Genomic DNA, 19,761 nt, shown 5'->3' with positions numbered 1-19,761 from the left:
GCCTGGGCCATTGTGCTCGGTCGGCTCACCGGCCGCCGCGATGTGGTGTTCGGCGCGACGGTGGCGGGGCGCCCCGCCGACCTGCCCGGCATGGAGAGCATGCTGGGGCTCTTCATCAACACGCTGCCCGTTCGGGTGCGCTTGGACCCGGCGCGTACGGTCGCCGAGCTGCTCGCGGAGCTACAGGAGCGGCAGTCGGGGCTGCTGGACCACCAGCATCTGAGCCTCACCGAGATCCAGCGGCAGGCCGGGCCCGGCGCGACCTTCGACACCATCATGGCGTTCGAGAACCACCCCCTTGGGGCGCAGGACTCCACGGCGGCGACCGCTGGGCTGCGGATCACCGGCACGGCGATGCGGGAGTCCACCAACTTCCCGCTGTCGCTGGGTGTCCACCCGACGGAGGCGCTGCGGCTGCGGCTGGACTACCGCCCGGACCTGTTCGACCCCGAGGCCGCTCAGGGGCTCCTTGACCGCCTGGTGCGGGTGCTGCGGCAGATGGCGGCCGATCCGGAGACGTTGGTCGGTCGGCTCGATGTGCTGGGGGAGGCGGAGTGGTCGCGAGTGGCGGAGTGGAATGCCACCGAGACCACACTGCCCGCCGGTTCGATCGTGGAGCGCATCGAGGCGCGGGTTGCGGCGGCGCCGGATGTGATGGCGGTGCGGTGCGGTGAAGAGGCGCTGTCGTACGGGGAGTTGGACCGGCGGGCGAATCGCTTGGCGCGGCTTCTGACCGAAGTGGGCGTCGGTCCGGAGTCGCGGGTCGCGCTGTGTCTGCCGAGGTCGGTGGAGATGGTGGTGGCGGAGTTGGCGGTGTGGAAGGCGGGTGGTGCGTTCGTTCCGCTGGATCCGGAGTATCCGGGGGAGCGGTTGGGGTTCGTGATCGCGGACAGTGGTGCCGAAGTGGTCCTCGGTACGGCCGACTGCCTCACCGACATCCCCCTCGGCGACGCCCGCGCCATCCTTCTGGAGGATGCCGAGGCCTTCTCGGCGGAGCCGCTGGGGACGGTCATTGTGCCGGGCCAGTTGGCGTATGTGATTTATACGTCGGGTTCGACGGGGCGGCCGAAGGGTGTGGCTGTCGCGCATGGTGGCGTGGTGAATCTGGCCGAGGCGATGCGTCCGGTGTTGGGGGTGGACGCGGGTGTGGTGGCGTTGCAGTTCGCGTCGTTCAGCTTTGACGCCGCTGTTCTCGATGTGGTGGTGACGCTGGCCGCTGGTGGCACGTTGGCGGTGGCGAGTGCGGAGGAGCGTAAGGATCCGCGGGCGCTGGCGGAGATGATCGGCCGGTGTGGGGTGCGGGTGGCGAGCGTGGTGCCGTCGCTGTTGGGGGTGCTGGATCCGGATGCTGTGCCGGGTGTGGGCAATTGGGTGCTGGGTGCGGAGCGGTTGAGTGCGGAGCTGGCCGGCCGGTGGTCGGCGGGTGCGCGGGTGTGGAACACCTACGGGCCGACCGAGGCCACCGTCATCACCACCGCCACCGCCACTCCGCTGGACGCCGCGCTGGAGGAGGCCCCGCCGATTGGCCGTCCCCTCCCCAACGCCCGCGTCTACGTGCTCGACCAGTTCCTCAAGCCGGTGCCCGTGGGCGTCACGGGCGAGGTGTACATCGCCGGTGCGGGCTTGGCCCGGGGCTATATCGGTCGACCGGACCTGTCCGCCGAGCGATTCGTCGCCTGCCCCTTCGCCGCCCCGGGCGGCCGGATGTATCGCAGCGGCGATCTGGCCAGGTGGACCGAAGAGGGTGATCTGGTCTTCGCAGGACGGGTCGATGAGCAGGTCAAGGTCCGTGGCCTCCGTGTCGAGCCCGGCGAGATCGAGGCCGTCCTCAGCGGTCACCCGGCCGTGGCCCAGGCCGCCGTGGTCATCCGCGAGGACCGCCCCGGGGACCGGCGCCTCGTCGCGTATGTGGTCCCCAGCGGCGAACTCGACCTGGCGGGCCTGAGCCGCCTCGCCGCCGACCGGCTGCCCGAGTACATGATCCCTGCCATCGTGCCGCTCGACGCGCTGCCGCTCACCGTCAACGGCAAACTGGACCGTGCCGCACTCCCCGCCCCCGACACCGAGGGCGCCCCCGAGGGCCGCGCGCCCGCCACGCCCACCGAGGAGATCCTCTGCGGGCTCTTCGCCGAAGTCCTCGGGCTGAACCAAGTGGCCGCCGACACCTCCTTCTTCGAGCTCGGCGGCGACTCCCTCCTCGCCATGCGGCTCATCGCCCGCATCCGCCCCGTCCTCGACAGCGAACTCCGCATCGCCGATCTGTTCGCCACCCCGACCGTCGCCGACACCGCCCGCCGGATCGACGCCGAGCACGGCGACGCACGGCCACCGCTGGAGCCACAGCCGCGCCCCCAGCCCCCCGAGCACCTGCCGCTGTCGTACGGGCAGCAGCGGATGTGGTTCCTCAACCGGCTCGCGACCACCGGCCTGGGCACAGGGGACGCGGAGGGCGCCGAGGGGGCGGAGGCCGCCGGGGGAGCCGAGGGGGCGGAGGATGGAGCGGCCGCCAGGGGCGCCGGGGGCGTCTACAACATGCCCCTCGCGCTACGCCTCTCCGGCCATCTCGACACCGGCGCGCTGGAAGCCGCCCTCGCCGACGTCGCCGACCGCCACGAGAGCCTGCGCACGGTGTTCCCGGAGACGGACGGCGTACCGCGGCAGCGGGTGCTGGACGGCCCCGCGGCGCATCCGCCACTCGTGATCGTCGACCTCCCCGCGGACCAAGTCGAGGCGGAGCTGAGCGCACACGCCGGCCGCGGCTTCGAGCTCGGCACCGAACTGCCGTGGCGGGCACGGCTGTTGGTCACGGGACCCACCGAGTACGTGCTGCTCATCGTGGCGCACCACATCGCCGCCGACGGCTGGTCGATGGGCGTCCTCGCCCGGGACCTCAGCACGGCCTACGCCGCCCGTCGGCAGGGCCGGGCGCCGGTCTGGGAGCCGCTGCCGGTGCGGTACGCCGACTTCGCCATCTGGCAGCGGCGGCTGCTGGGGGAGCGGGGCGACGCGGACAGCCTGCTCAGCGATCAGCTCGCCTACTGGCACGACGCCCTCGCCGACGCGCCGCAGGAGCTGGCGCTTCCGGCCGACCGGCCGCGTCCGGCGGTGTCCTCGTACGCGGGCGGCCTGGTGCCCGTACGGATCGACGCCCCCACCCACGCCCGCCTCGTCGGCCTTGCCCAGCGCGGCGGAGCCACGGTGTTCATGGTGGTGCACGCCGCGCTGGCGGCGCTCCTCGCCCGGATGGGCGCGGGCACGGACATTCCCATCGGCACGGCCACCGCAGGCCGGGGCGACGCCGCGCTGGACGGGCTGACCGGCTTCTTCGTCAACACGCTCGTGCTGCGCACCGACCTGAGCGGCGACCCCGCCTTCACCGAACTCCTGGCCCGGGTGCGCGAGACCGACCTGGCCGCTTACGCCCACCAGGACGTGCCCTTCGAGCATCTCGTCGAGGATCTCGCGCCCTCGCGCTCGCTGTCCCGCAACCCGCTGTTCCAGGTCATGCTGTCGCTGCGGAACGTCCCGCCCGCGCAGTGGGACCTGCCCGGCCTCCAGGTCCGGCCCACGCCGCCAGGTTCCCTCGCCGCTCGCTTCGATCTGTCCGTCGACCTGTCCGAACACCGCGACGAGGACGGCCGTCCGGCCGGAATCGGCGGCGACATCTTCTACGCCACCGAACTGTTCGACGAGGCCACCGCCCAGGCTTTGGCCCGGCGGCTGGCGGCGGTGCTGGAGCAGATCGCCGCCGATCCCACCGTGCCCCTCAGCCGGCTTCGGATCCTCGACCCGGCCGAGCGGCGCACCGTCGTCCAGGACTGGAACCACACGGCCCGCAGCGTGCCGGAGGGCACGCTGGCCGCGCTGTTCGAGGCACAGGTGCGGCGGACCCCCGATGCCCTGGCCGTCGTCGGGGCGGCGGAGCACGGCCTGACGTACGCACAGCTGGAGGAGCGCGGCAACCGGCTGGCACATGAGCTGATCGCCCGTGGCATCGGCCCCGAGGATCTGGTCGGCGTGGCCATGGAGCGGTCCGTCGAGCTGATGGCCGTGCTGCTGGCCGTGGTCAAGGCGGGCGCGGGCTATCTGCCCATAGACCCCCGGTATCCGGCGCGGCGGATCGCGTTCATGCTGGCCGACGCCCGGCCGAAGCTGCTGCTGTGCACGGACGGGACCGAGGCGGTGCTGGGCGCCGACACGCCGCCCCGCCTGGTCCTCGACGCCCCGGAGGTGACCGCCGCGCTGGCGACACGCCCGGCCACCGCCCCCGGCGACGCCGACCGCGTCCGGCCGCAGCGGCTGGCGCACCCCGCCTACGTCATCTACACCTCCGGTTCCACCGGCACCCCGAAGGGCGTCGTGGTCACCCACGGCGGAGTGGGCAGCCTGGCGGCGAGCCACATCACCCGGTTCGGGTCCGGGCCCGGCGCACGCGTTCTGCAATTCGCCTCGCCCAGCTTCGACGCCGCGTTCGCCGAGTTCTGCACCGCGCTGCCCGCCGGGGCCACTCTCGTCATGGCGGACCGGGACATGCTGCCGCCGTACGGGTCGCTGGCCGATGTCGCCGCCGAGTTCGGCGTCACACATCTGACCGCGCCGCCGTCCGTGCTCGCCGCCGCCGACGAGCTGCCCGCCACCGTGACCACCGTCGCCGCCGCGGGCGAGGTGTGCCCGCCCGCGCTGGTGGCACGGCTGGCGCCGGGTCGGCGGATGCTGAACGCGTACGGTCCCACCGAGGCCACCGTCTGCGTCACCCTGAGCGACCCGCTCACCCCGGCCGACGCCGACGCCCCGGTGCCGATCGGGCGCCCGCTCGAGAATGGGCAGACGTATGTCCTGGACGAGTTCCTGCAGCCCGTCCCCGCCGGTGTCACGGGAGAGCTCTACCTCGCCGGCCCCGGCCTGGCCCGCGGCTATCTCGGCCGCTCGGCGCTGACCGCCGAGCGCTTCGTGGCCTGCCCGTTCGCCGCCGTCGGCGAACCCGGCGCCCCCGGCGGGCGGATGTACCGCACGGGGGACCTGGCCCACTGGACCCCCGACGGCCAACTCGTCGTCGTCGGACGGGCCGACACCCAGATCAAGATCCGCGGCTTCCGGGTGGAACCCGGCGAGATCGAGGCCGTCCTGGCCACCCACCCGGCCGTCCGCCGGTCCGCCGTCGTGGTCCGCGAGGACCGCCCCGGGGACCGTCGCCTCGTCGCCTACGTCGTCCCCGTTGAGGACGCGGACACGGCCGGACTGCGGGAGTACGTGGCGGAACGGCTGCCCGACCACCTGGTTCCGGCCGCCGTGATGACGCTCGACTCCCTCCCCGTCACGGTGAACGGCAAGCTCGACCGCGACGCCCTGCCCGCCCCCGACTACGCGGGCCTGACCGGCCGCCGCGCCCCCGCCACTCCCATCGAAGAGGCGCTGTGCGGGCTGTTCGCCGACATCCTCGGCCTCGACCAGGTCGGCGTCGACGCGTCGTTCTTCGCGCTGGGCGGAGACTCGTTGCAGGCCATGCGGCTGATCGCCCGGGTCCGCGCCGTCCTGGACACCGAGCTGAGCATCCGGCAACTGTTCGCCGAACCGACCGTCGCCGGGGTCGCCCGGCAGCTCACCGATGGGGGCGGTACGCGGCTCGCGCTCACCCCGCAGCCCCGGCCGGAGGTCGTACCGCTGTCGTTCGGGCAGCGGCGGATGTGGTTCGTCAACCAGATGGAGGAGGCCCAAGAGGGCGGCGAGGCCGCGTACAACCTGCCACTGCGCCACCGCGTCTCCGGAGACCTCAACCTGCCCGCCCTCGAAACCGCCCTGGGCGACCTCGCCGACCGGCACGAGTCCCTGCGCACGGTCTACCCCGAAACGGACGGTGTGCCGCGCCAGCACGTCCTCGAACTCTCGGCCGGACGCCCGCGCATGGTCGTCCTCGACACCTCCGCCGACCGGGTCGAGCAGGTGCTCGCCGAGCAGACCGAGGAGCGCTTCGACCTCAGCACCGACCTCCCGTGGCGGATCCGGCTGTTGAAGACCGCTCCCGCGGAGTACGTCCTGCTGATCGTGGCGCATCACATCGCGGTGGACGGCTGGACGATGGACCTGCTGGTCAGGGACCTGGAAGTGGCGTACGCCGCCCGTCGGGAGGGTCGGGCGCCGGTGTGGGAGCCGCTGCCGGTGCAGTACGCCGACTACGCGCTCTGGCAGCGCCGTCTCCTCGGCGATCTGGAGACCCCCGACAGCCTGATCAGCGCCCAGCTGGACCACTGGCGGCGGGCCCTGGCCGACGCGCCCCAGGAGCTGGCGCTTCCGGCCGACCGTCCCCGGCCCGCGGTGTCCTCGCACCGTGGTGGGGCGGCCGGGGTACGGATCGAGGTGCCCACCCATGCCCGGCTCGTGGAGCTCGCCCGAAGCGGCGACGCCACGATGTTCATGGTCGTCCACGCGGCGCTGGCGCTGTTGCTGTCGCGGATGGGCGCGGGGAAGGACCTTCCGATCGGCACGGCGGTCGCGGGGCGTGGTGACGCGGCGCTGGACGGGCTGGCCGGCTTCTTCGTCAACACGCTGGTCCTGCGGACCGATGTGAGCGGTGACCCGACCTTCGCGGAGCTGCTGGCCCGGGTGCGGGAGACCGACCTGGCCGCCTACGCACACCAGGATCTGCCCTTTGAGCACCTCGTCGAGGAACTCAACCCCACCCGCTCACTGGCCCGGCACCCGCTGTTCCAGGTGATGCTCTCCGTGCAGACGATGCCGCCCCAGCAGTGGAAACTGCCGGGCGTCGAGGTGCGGCCGATGACACCCGGGGCCGCGGCGGCCCGGGTCGACCTGTCGTTGACCCTGGCCGAACACCGGGACGGCGAGGGCAGCCCGGCGGGAATCGACGGCGATCTGCTGTATGCCACGGACCTCTTCGACGAGGACACCGCGCATGCGATGGCGGAGCGGCTGGTGCGGGTCCTGGAACAGGTGGCCTTGGATCCGGCGGTTCGGGTGAGCGGGGTTGAGGTGCTGGGGTGTGGGGAGCGGGGGCGGGTGGTGGAGGAGTGGAACGCGACCGCTGTTGATGTGCCGGTGCGGCCCTTGGGCGAGCTCTTCGACGAGCGGGTGGCCGTCTCCCCGGATGCGGTGGCGGTGGTGGGTGTGGGTGGTGAGGAGTGGTCGTACGCGGAGTTGAGGGAGTGGTCGGATCGGGTGGCAGGGGTGTTGGCCGCGCGGGGTGTCGAGCGCGGTGACCTGGTGGGTGTGGTGTTGGAGCGGTCTCCGGATGCGGTGGCGGTGTTGTTGGGGGTGGTGAAGGCGGGGGCGGGGTTTGTGCCGGTGGATCCGGCGTATCCGGTGGAGCGGATCGGGTGGATGGTCGAGGACTCGGCGCCTGCGCTCGTCGTGTGCTCGGAGAAGACCCGGGGGCTGGTTCCGGCCGGAGTGGAGTGCTTGGTGTGGGACTCGTCAGCGGAGGGTGGACCGGCGCCCGCGGTGTCCGTGGACCTCGATGATGTGGCGTATGTGATCTACACGTCGGGGTCGACGGGGCGGCCGAAGGGTGTGGCGGTGACGCATCGTGGCGTTGGCAATCTGGCGGCGGCGCAGATTGAGCGGTTTGCGGTGGGTGTTGATGCGCGGGTGTTGCAGTTGGCGTCGTTGAGTTTCGACGCGGCGGTGTCCGAGATGTGTATGGCGTTGTTGTCGGGTGCCGCGTTGGTGATGGTGGGTGCGGACGGGTTGCCGCCGAAGCGGTCGTTGGGTGAGGTGGTGGCGGAGTTCGGTGTTACGCATGTGACGGTGCCGCCGTCGGTGTTGGCGACGGTGGAGGAGTTGCCGGGGAGTGTGCGGACGCTGGTGGTGGCGGGTGAGGTGTGCCCGTTGTCGTTGGTGGAGCGGTGGGCGCCGGGGCGGCGGATGGTCAATGCGTACGGGCCGACCGAGGTGACCGTGTGCGCGACGATGAGCGCTCCTCTGGAGCCGTCCGGCCCGGTGCCGATCGGCCGTCCGATCGCCAACACCGCCGTCTACGTATTGGACGAGCAACTCCGGCCGGTCCCCGTGGGTGTGCTGGGTGAGCTGTATGTCGCGGGGCCGGGGCTCGCGCGCGGTTACCTCGACCGCGCCGGGCTGACCGCGGAGCGGTTCGTCGCCTGCCCGTTCACGCATGAGCGGATGTATCGCACCGGCGACCTCGCCAAGTGGACCGCGGACGGCCAACTCGTCTTCGGCGGCCGTGCGGACGACCAGGTCAAGGTGCGTGGTTTCCGCGTCGAGCCGGGTGAGGTCGAGGCCGTCCTCGCAGGACACCGGAGCGTCGGCCACGTCGCCGTCGTCGTACGGGAGGACCGCCCCGGCGACAAGCGGCTCGTGGCGTACGTCGTCCCTGATGGGGATGTGGATACCGCCGGGCTGCGGGAGTACGTGGCCGAGCGCCTGCCGGACCACATGGTCCCCGCCGCGGTCGTCGCCCTGGACGCGCTCCCGGTCACCGTCAACGGCAAGCTGGACCATGCCGGGCTCCCCGCACCGGACTTCACCGAGGCCGCCGAGGGGCGCGGTCCGGCCACGCCCACCGAAGAGATCCTCAGCAGCCTCTACGGCGAGATCCTCGGCCTGGAGTGGGTCGGCGCCGACGCCTCCTTCTTCGAGCTGGGCGGCGACTCCCTGCTCGCCATGCGGCTCATCGCCCGCATCCGCGCCGTCCTCGACACAGAGGTCAGCATCGGCGATCTGTTCGCCACCCCCACCGTCGCCGGCGTCGCCCAGCTGGTGGGCGAACTCGGGGGCGAGTCCCGGGCGCCGGTGACGGCGCGGCCCCGGCCGGAGGTGCTGCCGCTGTCGTTCGAGCAGCAGCGGATGTGGTTCCTCAACCGGCTCGAAACCACCGGTGAGGGAGCCGCGTACAACCTCCCCCTGGCCCTCCGCCTCTCCGGCGACCTCGACATCCCCGCGCTGGAAGCCGCCCTCGGCGATGTCGCCGACCGGCATGAGAGCCTGCGCACGACCTTCCCGGAGACCGCGGGCGTCCCCTGCCAGCGGATCCTGCACGGCGCGGCGGGCCGTCCCTCGCTGACGGTGCTGCACACCGCCGCGGACGAGGTGCCCGCGCAGCTCACGGCGTACGCGAACCAGCCGTTCGACGTCCGCGCCGAACTGCCCTGGCGCGTACGGCTTGTGGTGACCGGTCCCGCCGAGTACGTCCTCATGGGCGCCGTCCACCACATCGCCGCCGACGGCTGGTCGATGGGCATCCTCGCGGGCGACATCGGCACGGCCTACGCGGCCCGGCGCGCGGGCCGACCGCCCGGGTGGGAGCCGCTGCCGGTGCAGTACGGGGACTACGCCCTGTGGCAGCGCGAGGTGCTGGGCGACCTCGGCGACCCGCGGAGTGTCATCAGCGGACAGCTGGACTACTGGCGGCGGACGCTCGCCGGCGCACCGGAGGAGGTGGACCTGCCGACGGACCGGCCCCGACCCGCGGTGTCCTCCTTCACCGGCGGCGAAATGCCGTTCGAGGTGGACGCGGAGACCCACGCCCGGCTGGTGGAGCTGGCCCAGCGTGGCCGGGCGACGATGTTCATGGTGATGCACACGGCGCTGACGGTTGTGCTGTCGCGGATGGGTGCGGGTACGGACATCCTCATCGGCACGGCGACGGCGGGCCGTGGTGACGCGGCGCTGGACGGGTTGGCCGGGTTCTTCATCAACACGCTGGTGCTGCGCACCGACCTGAGCGGCGACCCGTCGATCACCGAACTGCTGGCCCGGGTGCGGGAGGCCGATCTGGCGGCGTACGCGCATCAGGATGTGCCGTTCGAGCGGCTGGTCGAGGATCTCAACCCCACCCGGTCGCTGGGCCGGCACCCGCTCTTCCAGGTGTCGCTCACGATGCAGAACCTGCCGCAGGGCCGTCGGCCGTGGGAGCTGGCCGGTCTGGAGGTGAGCGGTCTCCCGGCCGCCTCTCCGGCGGCCCGGTTCGATCTGTCGGCGACGGTGGCAGAGCGCCGCGACGAGGAGGGCTCGCCGAGGGGGCTGATGGGCTCGCTGCTGTATGCGACGGATCTGTTTGATGAGGGGACGGTGCGGTTGTTGGCGGGGCGGTTGGTGCGGGTGTTGGAGCAGGTGGCGGTGGATTCTGGGGTGCGGGTGAGTGGGGTTGATGTGTTGGGTGTGGGTGAGCGTTCGCGGGTGGTGGGGGAGTGGAATGCCACTGAGCGTTTGGTGTCCGGGGTGTCGTTGGTGGAGTTGTTCGCGGTGCGGGTGGCTGCTTGTCCGGATGCGGTGGCGGTGGTGGGGGTGGATGGCCGGGAGTGGTCGTATGGCGAGTTGGCTGAGCGTGCGGATCGGGTGGCGGGTGCGTTGGCTGCGCGGGGTGTGGGGCGGGGTGATCTGGTGGGTGTGGTGATGGAGCGGTCGGTGGAGTTGGTGGCGGTGTGGCTGGGTGTGGCACGGGTGGGGGCGGGGTTTGTGCCGGTGGATGTGGGGTGGCCGGTGGTGCGGCGGGGGTTGGTGTTGGGGCAGGTGGGTTTGGTGGTGGCGGATCGAGGGTTGGGTGTATCGGGTGCGGTGGCGGTGGATGAGTTGTTCGGTGGGACGGAGGGTGCGCCGGAGGTGGTGGTTTCGGCGGAGGATGTGGCGTATGTGATGTTCACGTCTGGTTCGACGGGTGTGCCGAAGGGTGTGGCGGTCAGCCATGGTGCGGTGGCCGCGTTGGTGGTGGATGGGTGTTGGAGTGCGGCGGCGCGTGGGCGTGTGTTGATGCATGCGCCGCATGCGTTTGATGCGGCGGTGTTTGAGGTGTGGGTGCCATTGGTCAGTGGTGGTCGGGTGGTGGTGGCGCCGGGTCGGGTGGATGCGGTGGTGTTGGCGGGTTTGGTGGAGGCGTATGGGTTGACCGCTGTGCATGTCACGGCTGGTTTGTTCGGTGTGTTGGCGGAGGAGTCGCCGGAGTGCTTGTCGGGGCTGGCGGAGGTGTTGACGGGTGGCGATGTGGTGCCTGCTGGTGCGGTGGCTCAGGTGAAGGCCGCTTGCCCGGGGATCGTGGTCCGGCATTTGTACGGTCCGACCGAGGCCACGCTGTGTGCCACGACGTACGCGGTGGCTCCGGGGGCGGTGGCTCCGGCGGTGTTGCCGATCGGTCGGCCGCGCGACAACACCAAGGCGTTCGTCCTCGACGAGTACCTCAAGCCCGTACCCGTCGGAGTGAGGGGCGAGCTCTATCTCGCCGGAGCCGGACTCGCCCGTGGGTACACGGGACACCCCCGCCTCACGGCCGAGCGCTTCGTGGCCGCGCCCTTCGCCGAGCCGGGCGCACGCATGTATCGCACGGGCGACCTGGCGCGGTGGACGGCCGATGGTGAGCTGGTGTTCGCGGGTCGGGTGGATGAGCAGGTGAAGATCCGTGGTTTCCGGGTGGAGCCGGGTGAGATCGAGGCCGTGCTCGCCGCGCATGAGGCCGTGGGCCAGGTCGCGGTCGTCGTGCGTGAGGACCGGCAGGGCGACAAGCGGCTCGTGGCCTACGTCGTACCCAACGGCAACGGCGAAAGTGGCTTGGCCGGGCTGCGGGAGTACGTCGCCGAGCGGCTGCCCGAGTACATGGTCCCGGCGGCCGTGATGGCCATGGACACCCTCCCCGTCACCGCCAACGGCAAGCTGGACCGCACCGCGCTTCCCGTCCCGGAGTTCGGCGGCGCCACCGGGCGCGGCCCCGCCACCCCGGTCGAGGAGATCGTCGCCGGGGTCTTCGGTGAGGTGCTCGGGCTGGACTGGGTGGACGCGGAGGCGTCCTTCTTCGAGCTGGGCGGCGACTCCCTGCTCGCCATGCGGCTCATCGCCCGCATCCGCGCCGTCCTGGGCGCGGAGCTCAGCATCGGGGAGCTCTTCGCCGCCTCCTCGGCCGCCGGTGTGGCCCGGCTGGTCGACGCGGCAACGGGGCAGACGCACGCCGCACTGATCTCGCGGCCCCGGCCGGAGGTGCTGCCGCTGTCGTTCGAGCAGCAGCGCATGTGGTTCCTCAACCAGCTCGAAGGCTCGGGCGATGGGGCCGCGTACAACCTCCCGCTGGCCCTGCGGATGTCCGGCGAACTGGACCTCGCGGCGCTGGAGGCCGCGCTGGGCGACGTCGCCGAGCGGCATGAGAGCCTGCGCACGGTCTATCCGGCGAGCGAAGGCGTCCCGCGTCAGCAGGTGCTCGAAGGTGCCGCGGGCAGGCCGCCGTTGGTCGTGGTGGACACCACCGAGGACGAGATCGCCGACGCCCTTACGGCCCATGTGGGCCGCGGCTTCGATGTCAGCGTCGATCTGCCCTGGCGGATCCGGCTGCTCAGGACCGGCCCCACGGACTGCGTCCTGCTCATCGTGGCGCACCACATCGCGGTGGACGGCTGGTCGATGGGCGTGCTCGCGCAGGACCTGGAGACCGCCTACACCGCCCGCCACCAGGGCCGACTCCCGGGCTGGGAGCCACTGCCCGTGCAGTACGCGGACTACGCGCTCTGGCAGCGTGAGGTGCTCGGTGACCTGGGCGATCCACAGAGTGTGATCAGCGGCCAGCTGGACCACTGGCGGCGGACGCTCGCCGGCGCACCGGAGGAGGTGGACCTGCCGACGGACCGGCCCCGACCGGCCGCGCCGTCGTTCCGCGGGCGCACCCTGCCGGTGGAGGTGGACGCGGAGACCCACGCCCGGCTGGTGGAGCTGGCGCGGCGTGGCCGGGCGACGATGTTCATGGTCGTACACGCGGCGCTGACGGTTGTGCTGTCGCGGATGGGCGCTGGTACGGACATCCCCATCGGCACGGCGACCGCGGGCCGTGGTGACGCCGCGTTGGACGGGTTGGCCGGTTTCTTCGTCAACACGCTGGTGCTGCGCACCGATCTGAGCGCCGACCCGGGCTTCGATGAGCTGCTGGCCCGGGTGCGGGAGGCCGATCTGGCGGCGTACGCGCATCAGGATGTGCCGTTCGAGCGGCTGGTCGAGGATCTCAACCCCACCCGATCGCTCTCCCGAAACCCGCTGTTCCAGATCATGCTCGTCCTCCAGAACCTGCCCGCGTCCCAGGGCCGTTGGAATCTGCCCGGGTTGCGGGTCGGGCCGCTGGAGGCCACCTCGAAGGAGTCCACCGCGAAGTTCGACCTGTCGCTGACCCTGGCCGAACGGCGCGACAGCGAAGGCGATCCGGCCGGGCTCGTGGGTGGGCTGCTGTATGCGACGGATCTGTTTGATGAGGGGACGGTGCGGTTGTTGGCGGGGCGGTTGGTGCGGGTGTTGGAGCAGGTGGCGGTGGATTCTGGGGTGCGGGTGAGTGGGGTTGATGTGTTGGGTGTGGGTGAGCGTTCGCGGGTGGTGGGGGAGTGGAATGCCACTGAGCGTTTGGTGTCCGGGGTGTCGTTGGTGGAGTTGTTCGTGGCGCGGGTGGCTGCTTGTCCGGATGCGGTGGCGGTGGTGGGGGTGGATGGCCGGGAGTGGTCGTATGGCGAGTTGGCTGAGCGTGCGGATCGGGTGGCGGGTGCGTTGGCTGCGCGGGGTGTGGGGCGGGGTGATCTGGTGGGTGTGGTGATGGAGCGGTCGGTGGAGTTGGTGGCGGTGTGGCTGGGTGTGGCACGGGTGGGGGCGGGGTTTGTGCCGGTGGATGTGGGGTGGCCGGTGGTGCGGCGGGGGTTGGTGTTGGGGCAGGTGGGTTTGGTGGTGGCGGATCGGGGTCTTGGGGTGCCGGGTGCGGTGGTGGTGGATGAGTTGTTTGGTGGGGCGGAGGGTGTGCCGGGGGTGGTGGTTTCGGCGGAGGATGTGGCGTATGTGATGTTCACGTCTGGTTCGACGGGTGTGCCGAAGGGTGTGGCGGTCAGCCATGGTGCGGTGGCCGCGTTGGTGGTGGATGGGTGTTGGAGTGAGGCGGCGCGTGGGCGTGTGTTGATGCATGCGCCGCATGCGTTTGATGCGGCGGTGTTTGAGGTGTGGGTGCCGTTGGTCAGTGGTGGTCGGGTGGTGGTGGCGCCGCCGGGTCGGGTGGATGCGGTGGTGTTGGCGGGTTTGGTGGAGGCGTATGGGTTGACCGCTGTGCATGTCACGGCTGGTTTGTTCGGTGTGCTGGCGGAGGAGTCGCCGGAGTGTCTGTCGGGGCTGGCGGAGGTGTTGACGGGTGGCGATGTGGTGCCTGCTGGTGCGGTGGCTCAGGTGAAGGCCGCTTGCCCGGGGATCGTGGTCCGGCATTTGTACGGTCCGACCGAGGCCACGCTGTGTGCCACGACGTACGCGGTGGCTCCGGAGGCGGTGGCTCCGGCGGTGTTGCCGATCGGTCGGCCGCGCGACAACACCAAGGCCTTCGTCCTCGACGAGTACCTCAACCCCGTGCCCCCGGGCGTCAAGGGCGAGCTCTATCTCGCGGGTGCCGGGCTCGCTCACGGCTATCTCGGTCGGCCGGGGCTGTCGGCGGAGCGCTTCGTAGCGTGCCCGTTCACGGGTGGGCGGATGTATCGCACGGGCGACCTGGCGCGGTGGACGGCCGATGGTGAGCTGGTGTTCGCGGGTCGGGTGGATGAGCAGGTGAAGATCCGTGGTTTCCGGGTGGAGCCGGGTGAGATCGAGGCCGTGCTCGCCGCGTACGGGAGCGTGGGCCAGGTCGCGGTCGTCGTGCGTGAGGACCGGCAGGGCGACAAGCGGCTCGTGGCCTACGTCGTACCCGACGGCAACGGCGAAAGTGGCTTGGCCGGGCTGCGGGATTACATGGCCGAGCGGCTGCCCGAGTACATGGTCCCGGCCGCCCTGGTCCCCCTCGACGCCCTCCCGGTCACCGCCAACGGCAAGCTGGACCGTGCCGCACTCCCCGCCCCCGACTTCGCCGGTAGCACCTCCGGCCGGGGCCCGGCCACTCCGACCGAGGAGATCCTTTGCGGGCTCTTCGCCGAGGTGCTGGGCCTGGAGCGGGTCGGCGCGGAGGACTCCTTCTTCGAGCTGGGTGGCGATTCTCTGCTCGCCATGCGGCTGCTCGCCCGGATCCGGTCGGTGCTGGACTCCGACATCGGGATCGGCAGGCTGTTCACGGAGCCGACGGTGGCCGGGGTCGCCCGGCTGCTCGACGCCCGCGAGGACGGCGCCACCCGGGCGGCGCTGACGCCGCGGCCGAGGCCGGAGATGCTGCCGCTCTCGTACGCCCAGCAGCGGATGTGGTTCCTCAACCGGCTCGAAGGCGTCGGCGAAGGCGCGGGCTACAACCTGCCGCTGGCGCTGCGGATATCGGGAGACCTGGACATCGCCGCCCTGGAGGCCGCGCTGGGCGATGTCGCCGACCGGCACGAGAGCCTGCGCACGATCTTCCCCGAGACGGACGGTGAGCCCCGGCAGCAGGTGCTGGAGGGTGACGCGGGTCGGCCGCCGCTGATCGTCGTGGAGACCACACCGGACGAGCTCGGAACGACACTCGCGGCGCACTCCGGGCGCGGCTTCGAGCTGAGCGCCGATCTGCCGTGGCGCATCCGCCTGTTGGCGACCGGGCCCATGGAGTACGTGCTGCTGTTCGTGGCACATCACATCGCGGTGGACGGCTGGTCGATGGGGGTACTCGCGCGGGACATCGGCGTGGCGTACGCCGCCCGTCGGGCGGGTGGCGCGCCGGGGTGGGAGCCGCTGCCGGTGCAGTACGCGGACTACGCGCTCTGGCAGCGCGAAGTGCTGGGCGACATCGAGGACCCGCACAGCGTGATCAGCGGTCAGCTGGACTACTGGCGCGCGGCCCTGGCCGACGCCCCCCAGGAGCTGACGCTGCCGACCGACCGGCCGCGCCCGCCCACGTCCTCCTTCCGAGGCGGCACGGTGCCCCTGCGTGTGGACGCCGAGACCCACGCCCGGCTGGTGGCGGCCGCCCAGCAGGGCAACGCCACCATGTTCATGGTCGCCCAGGCCGCACTGGCCGTGCTGCTGACCCGGCTGGGCGCGGGCACGGACATCCCCATCGGCACCGCGATCGCAGGCCGTGGCGACCAGGCCATGGACGCCCTGGCCGGGTTCTTCGTCAACACGCTGGTCTTACGGACGGATGTCAGCGCCGACCCGACGTTCAACGAGGTGCTGGCGCGGGTGCGGGAAGCCGATCTGGCCGCGTACGCGCATCAGGACGTGCCGTTCGAGCGGCTGGTGGATGTGCTGAGCCCGGAGCGGTCGCTGGCGCGCAACCCGCTGTTCCAGGTCATGCTGGCGCTCCAGGGCGCCGCGCCGGAGGAGTGGGAGCTGCCCGGCCTTGAGGTCGACACGCTGCCGTCGACCGCGGACCCCGTGGCCCGCTTCGATCTGTCGGTCACGCTGATCGAGCACCGTGATGGTGTGGGGGCGCCGGCGGGGTTGGGTGGGGCGTTGCTGTTTGCGGTGGATTTGTTTGATGAGGGTACGGCGCGGGGGTTGGTGGGGCGGTTGGTGCGGGTGTTGGAGGCGGTGGCGGTTGATCCGGGGGTGCGGGTGAGTGAGATCGATGTGTTGGGGGAGGTGGAGCGGGCTCGGGTGGTGGAGGAGTGGAATGCCACGGGGGTTGCGGTGTCCGGCGGTTCGGTTGTGGAGCGGTTTGAGGGGTGGGTTGGGGTGGCGCCGGATGTGGTGGCGGTGCGGTGTGGTGGTGAGGCGTTGTCGTATGGGGAGTTGGACGAGCGGGCGAATCGGTTGGCGCGGTTGTTGAGCGGGGCTGGGGTGGGTCGGGAGTCGCGGGTTGCGCTGTGTCTGCCGAGGTCGGTGGAGATGGTGGTGGCGGAGTTGGCGGTGTGGAAGGCGGGTGGGGCGTTCGTTCCGCTGGATCCGGAGTATCCGGGGGAGCGGTTGGGGTTCGTGATCGCGGACAGTGGTGCCGAGGTGGTCTTGGGCACGGGCGATTGCCTTGATGGGGTTCCGCTCGGTGATGCTCGCGCCATCCTTCTGGAGGGTGTCGAGGCTTTCTCGGCGGAGCCGCTGGGGACGGTCATTGTGCCGGAGCAGTTGGCGTATGTGATTTATACGTCGGGTTCGACGGGGCGGCCGAAGGGTGTGGCTGTCGCGCATGGTGGGGTGGTGAATCTGGCGGAGGCGATGCGTCCGGTGTTGGGGGTGGACGCGGGTGTGGTGGCGTTGCAGTTCGCGTCGTTCAGCTTTGACGCGGCTGTTCTCGATGTGGTGGTGACGCTGGCCGCTGGTGGCACGTTGGCGGTGGCGAGTGCGGAGGAGCGTAAGGATCCGCAGGCGCTGGCGGAGATGATCGGCCGGTGTGGGGTGCGGGTGGCGAGTGTGGTGCCGTCGCTGTTGGGGGTGCTGGATCCGGATGCTGTGCCGGGTGTGGGCAATTGGGTGCTGGGTGCGGAGCGGTTGAGTGCGGAGCTGGCGGGGCGGTGGTCGGCGGGTGCGCGGGTGTGGAACACCTATGGGCCGACCGAGGCCACCGTCATCACCACAGCCACCGCCACCGCGCTGGACGCCGCGCTGGAGGAGGCCCCGCCGATTGGCCGTCCCCTCCCCAACGCCCGCGTCTACGTGCTCGACCAGTTCCTCAAGCCGGTCCCGGTGGGCGTCGCGGGCGAGGTCTATATTGCCGGTGCGGGTCTGGCCCGGGGCTATATCGGTCGTCCGGGGCTATCGGCCGAGCGGTTCGTCGCGTGTCCGTTCGCTGCCCCGGGCGGACGGATGTATCGCAGTGGCGACCTGGCGAAGTGGACCGCCGATGGCGACCTCGTCTTCGCGGGGCGCGTCGATGAGCAGGTCAAGGTCCGTGGCTTCCGCGTGGAGCCCGGCGAGATCGAGGCAGTGGTGGCCGCCTTTGAGGGTGTGGGTCAGGTTGCGGTGGTGGTCCGGGAGGACGGGCCGGGGGACAAGCAGCTGGTCGCGTACGTGGTCCCCGATGGGGAACTGGACGTGGCGGCGGTACGCGCGTTCGCCGCTGGGCGGCTGCCGGAGTACATGGTCCCGACCGTCGTCGTGCTGGACGCGCTGCCGCTCACCGTCAACGGCAAGCTGGACCGCGCCGCGCTCCCCGCCCCCGACGCCGCGGTCGCCGTGGCGGGCCGGGGCCCGGCCACCCCCGCCGAAGAGATCCTCTGTGGGCTTTTCGCCGAGGTGCTTGGGCTCGATGAGGTCAGTGCCGACGCGTCGTTCTTCGAGCTCGGCGGTGACTCGATCATGTCGATGCTGCTGGTGTCGAGGGCGCGCAAGGCCGGTCTGGTGGTCAGCGCCCGGCAGGTGTTCGAGCGACGGACCCCGGCGGAGCTGGCGCTGGTGGCCCGTGATGCTTCTGCCCCCGGTGGCCTGGAGGGGAGTGGCGACCCGGGCACGGGTGAGGTGCCGTTGACCCCGGTGATGCATGAGCTGCTGGACCGGGCCGGAGCAGAGCGTATAGGTGCGGTGTTCCAGTCCACGGCGGTGGTGGCTCCGGCGGGGACGCGGCTGGAGACGCTGACCGCTGCCGTTCAGGCGGTGGTCGATCACCACGACATTTTGCGGGCGCGACTGGAGACCGAGCCCGCCGCCCGACTCCTCGTCCCCTCGACCGTGTCCGTGGCCCCGTGGATACACCGGATCGATGCCAGTACGGTTGGGGTTGACCTCGATCGCCTGATCGCCGAGCAGTCGCGGGCGGCCGCGGACCGGCTCGATCCGCGAGCGGGTGTGATGATGCAGGTGGTCTGGTTCGACCTCGGACCGGATACCCCCGGACGGCTGCTGATACTCCTCAACCACCTGGTGGTGGACGGTGTCTCCTGGCGCGTCCTGGTTCCCGATCTGGCCGAGGCGTATACGGAGCTGGCCGCCGGCCGTGAGGTCGTGCTGGAGCCGGTGCCCACCTCCTTCCGGCACTGGGCCCGCGCCCTGCGGACCGAAGCCACCGGCCAACCGCGGCTCGCCGAACTCGCCGCCTGGACCCGGCAATTGGGCGGCCACGACCCCCTCCTCACCTCGCGACCCGTGGATCCGGAGCGGGACCTCGGCGCCACCGTCCGGCAGCTGTCGGTGAAGGTGTCCACGGAGGTCACATCAGCGCTGCTGACCAGCGTGCCGACCGCGTTCCACGCGGGCGTCGACGATGTATTGCTAACCGGCCTGACCGCGGCGTTGGCCGAGTGGCGCCGCCGCCAGGGCCAGGACACGGCCGGGGTCCTGCTGGATCTCGAAAGCCACGGCCGGGTCCCGCTGGCGGAGGGTGTGGATCTGACGCGCACGGTCGGCTGGTTCACCAGCGGCTACCCGGTGCGGCTGGACATCGGCGTCGCCGACCTCATGGAGCTGCGCTCCGGCGGGGCCGCGGCGGGACGGGCCATCAAGCGCATCAAGGAACAGCTCCGCGCCGTCCCCGGCGATGGGCTCGGCTACGGCATGCTCCGGTATCTCAACCCCGAGACCGCGCCCGCGCTCGCCGCCCTGCCCACCGCCCAGATCGGCTTCAACTACCTGGGCCGATTCCCCGGCCGGCAGAACCAGAGCAAACAGGGTCAGCAGCACGTCGAGCACCATGCCTGGCAGACCGTCGGCGACGGCGGCCGAGGCGGCGGCGCCAACGACCGGATCCCGGTCATGCACGCCCTGGAGGTCATGGGCGTCGTCCACGACCTGCCCGACGGCCCCCGGCTCACCCTCATCGTGTCCTGGCCGTCCGAGCTGCTGGCGGAGTCCGCCGCCCGGAGCCTGCTGGACGGCTGGGCCGCGATGCTCACCGGACTGGCCACGCACACCACGGACGTCGACGCCGACACCGGTATCGGTGGTTACACCCCCTCCGACTTCCCGCTGGTGGACATCAGCCAGAGCGAGTTGGACGAGTTCGAAGCGACAGCGCAGCAGATGGACGAAGGAGCTTGA

The 19,761-nt window shown here is 71.4% G+C and carries 1 protein-coding gene (running past one end of the window); it reads left to right on the top strand.

All coding sequences use genetic code 11. The annotated features are described in order from the left end of the window. A protein-coding gene (locus tag ACMTAK_RS10570) for a non-ribosomal peptide synthase/polyketide synthase (RefSeq protein ID WP_413805973.1) crosses the window boundary here: on the top strand, window positions 1–19,761 show its 3' portion. Its footprint begins 768 nt before the window's first position; 19,761 of the gene's 20,529 nt are visible here — the last part of the coding sequence; its start codon lies beyond the left edge, outside the window; its stop codon occupies window positions 19,759–19,761.

The sequence above is a fragment of the Streptomyces lacaronensis genome (genome assembly GCF_047337785.1).
Taxonomy (GTDB): Bacteria; Actinomycetota; Actinomycetes; order Streptomycetales; family Streptomycetaceae; genus Streptomyces; species Streptomyces lycopersici.
This window is presented reverse-complemented; position numbering and strand designations above follow the sequence as displayed.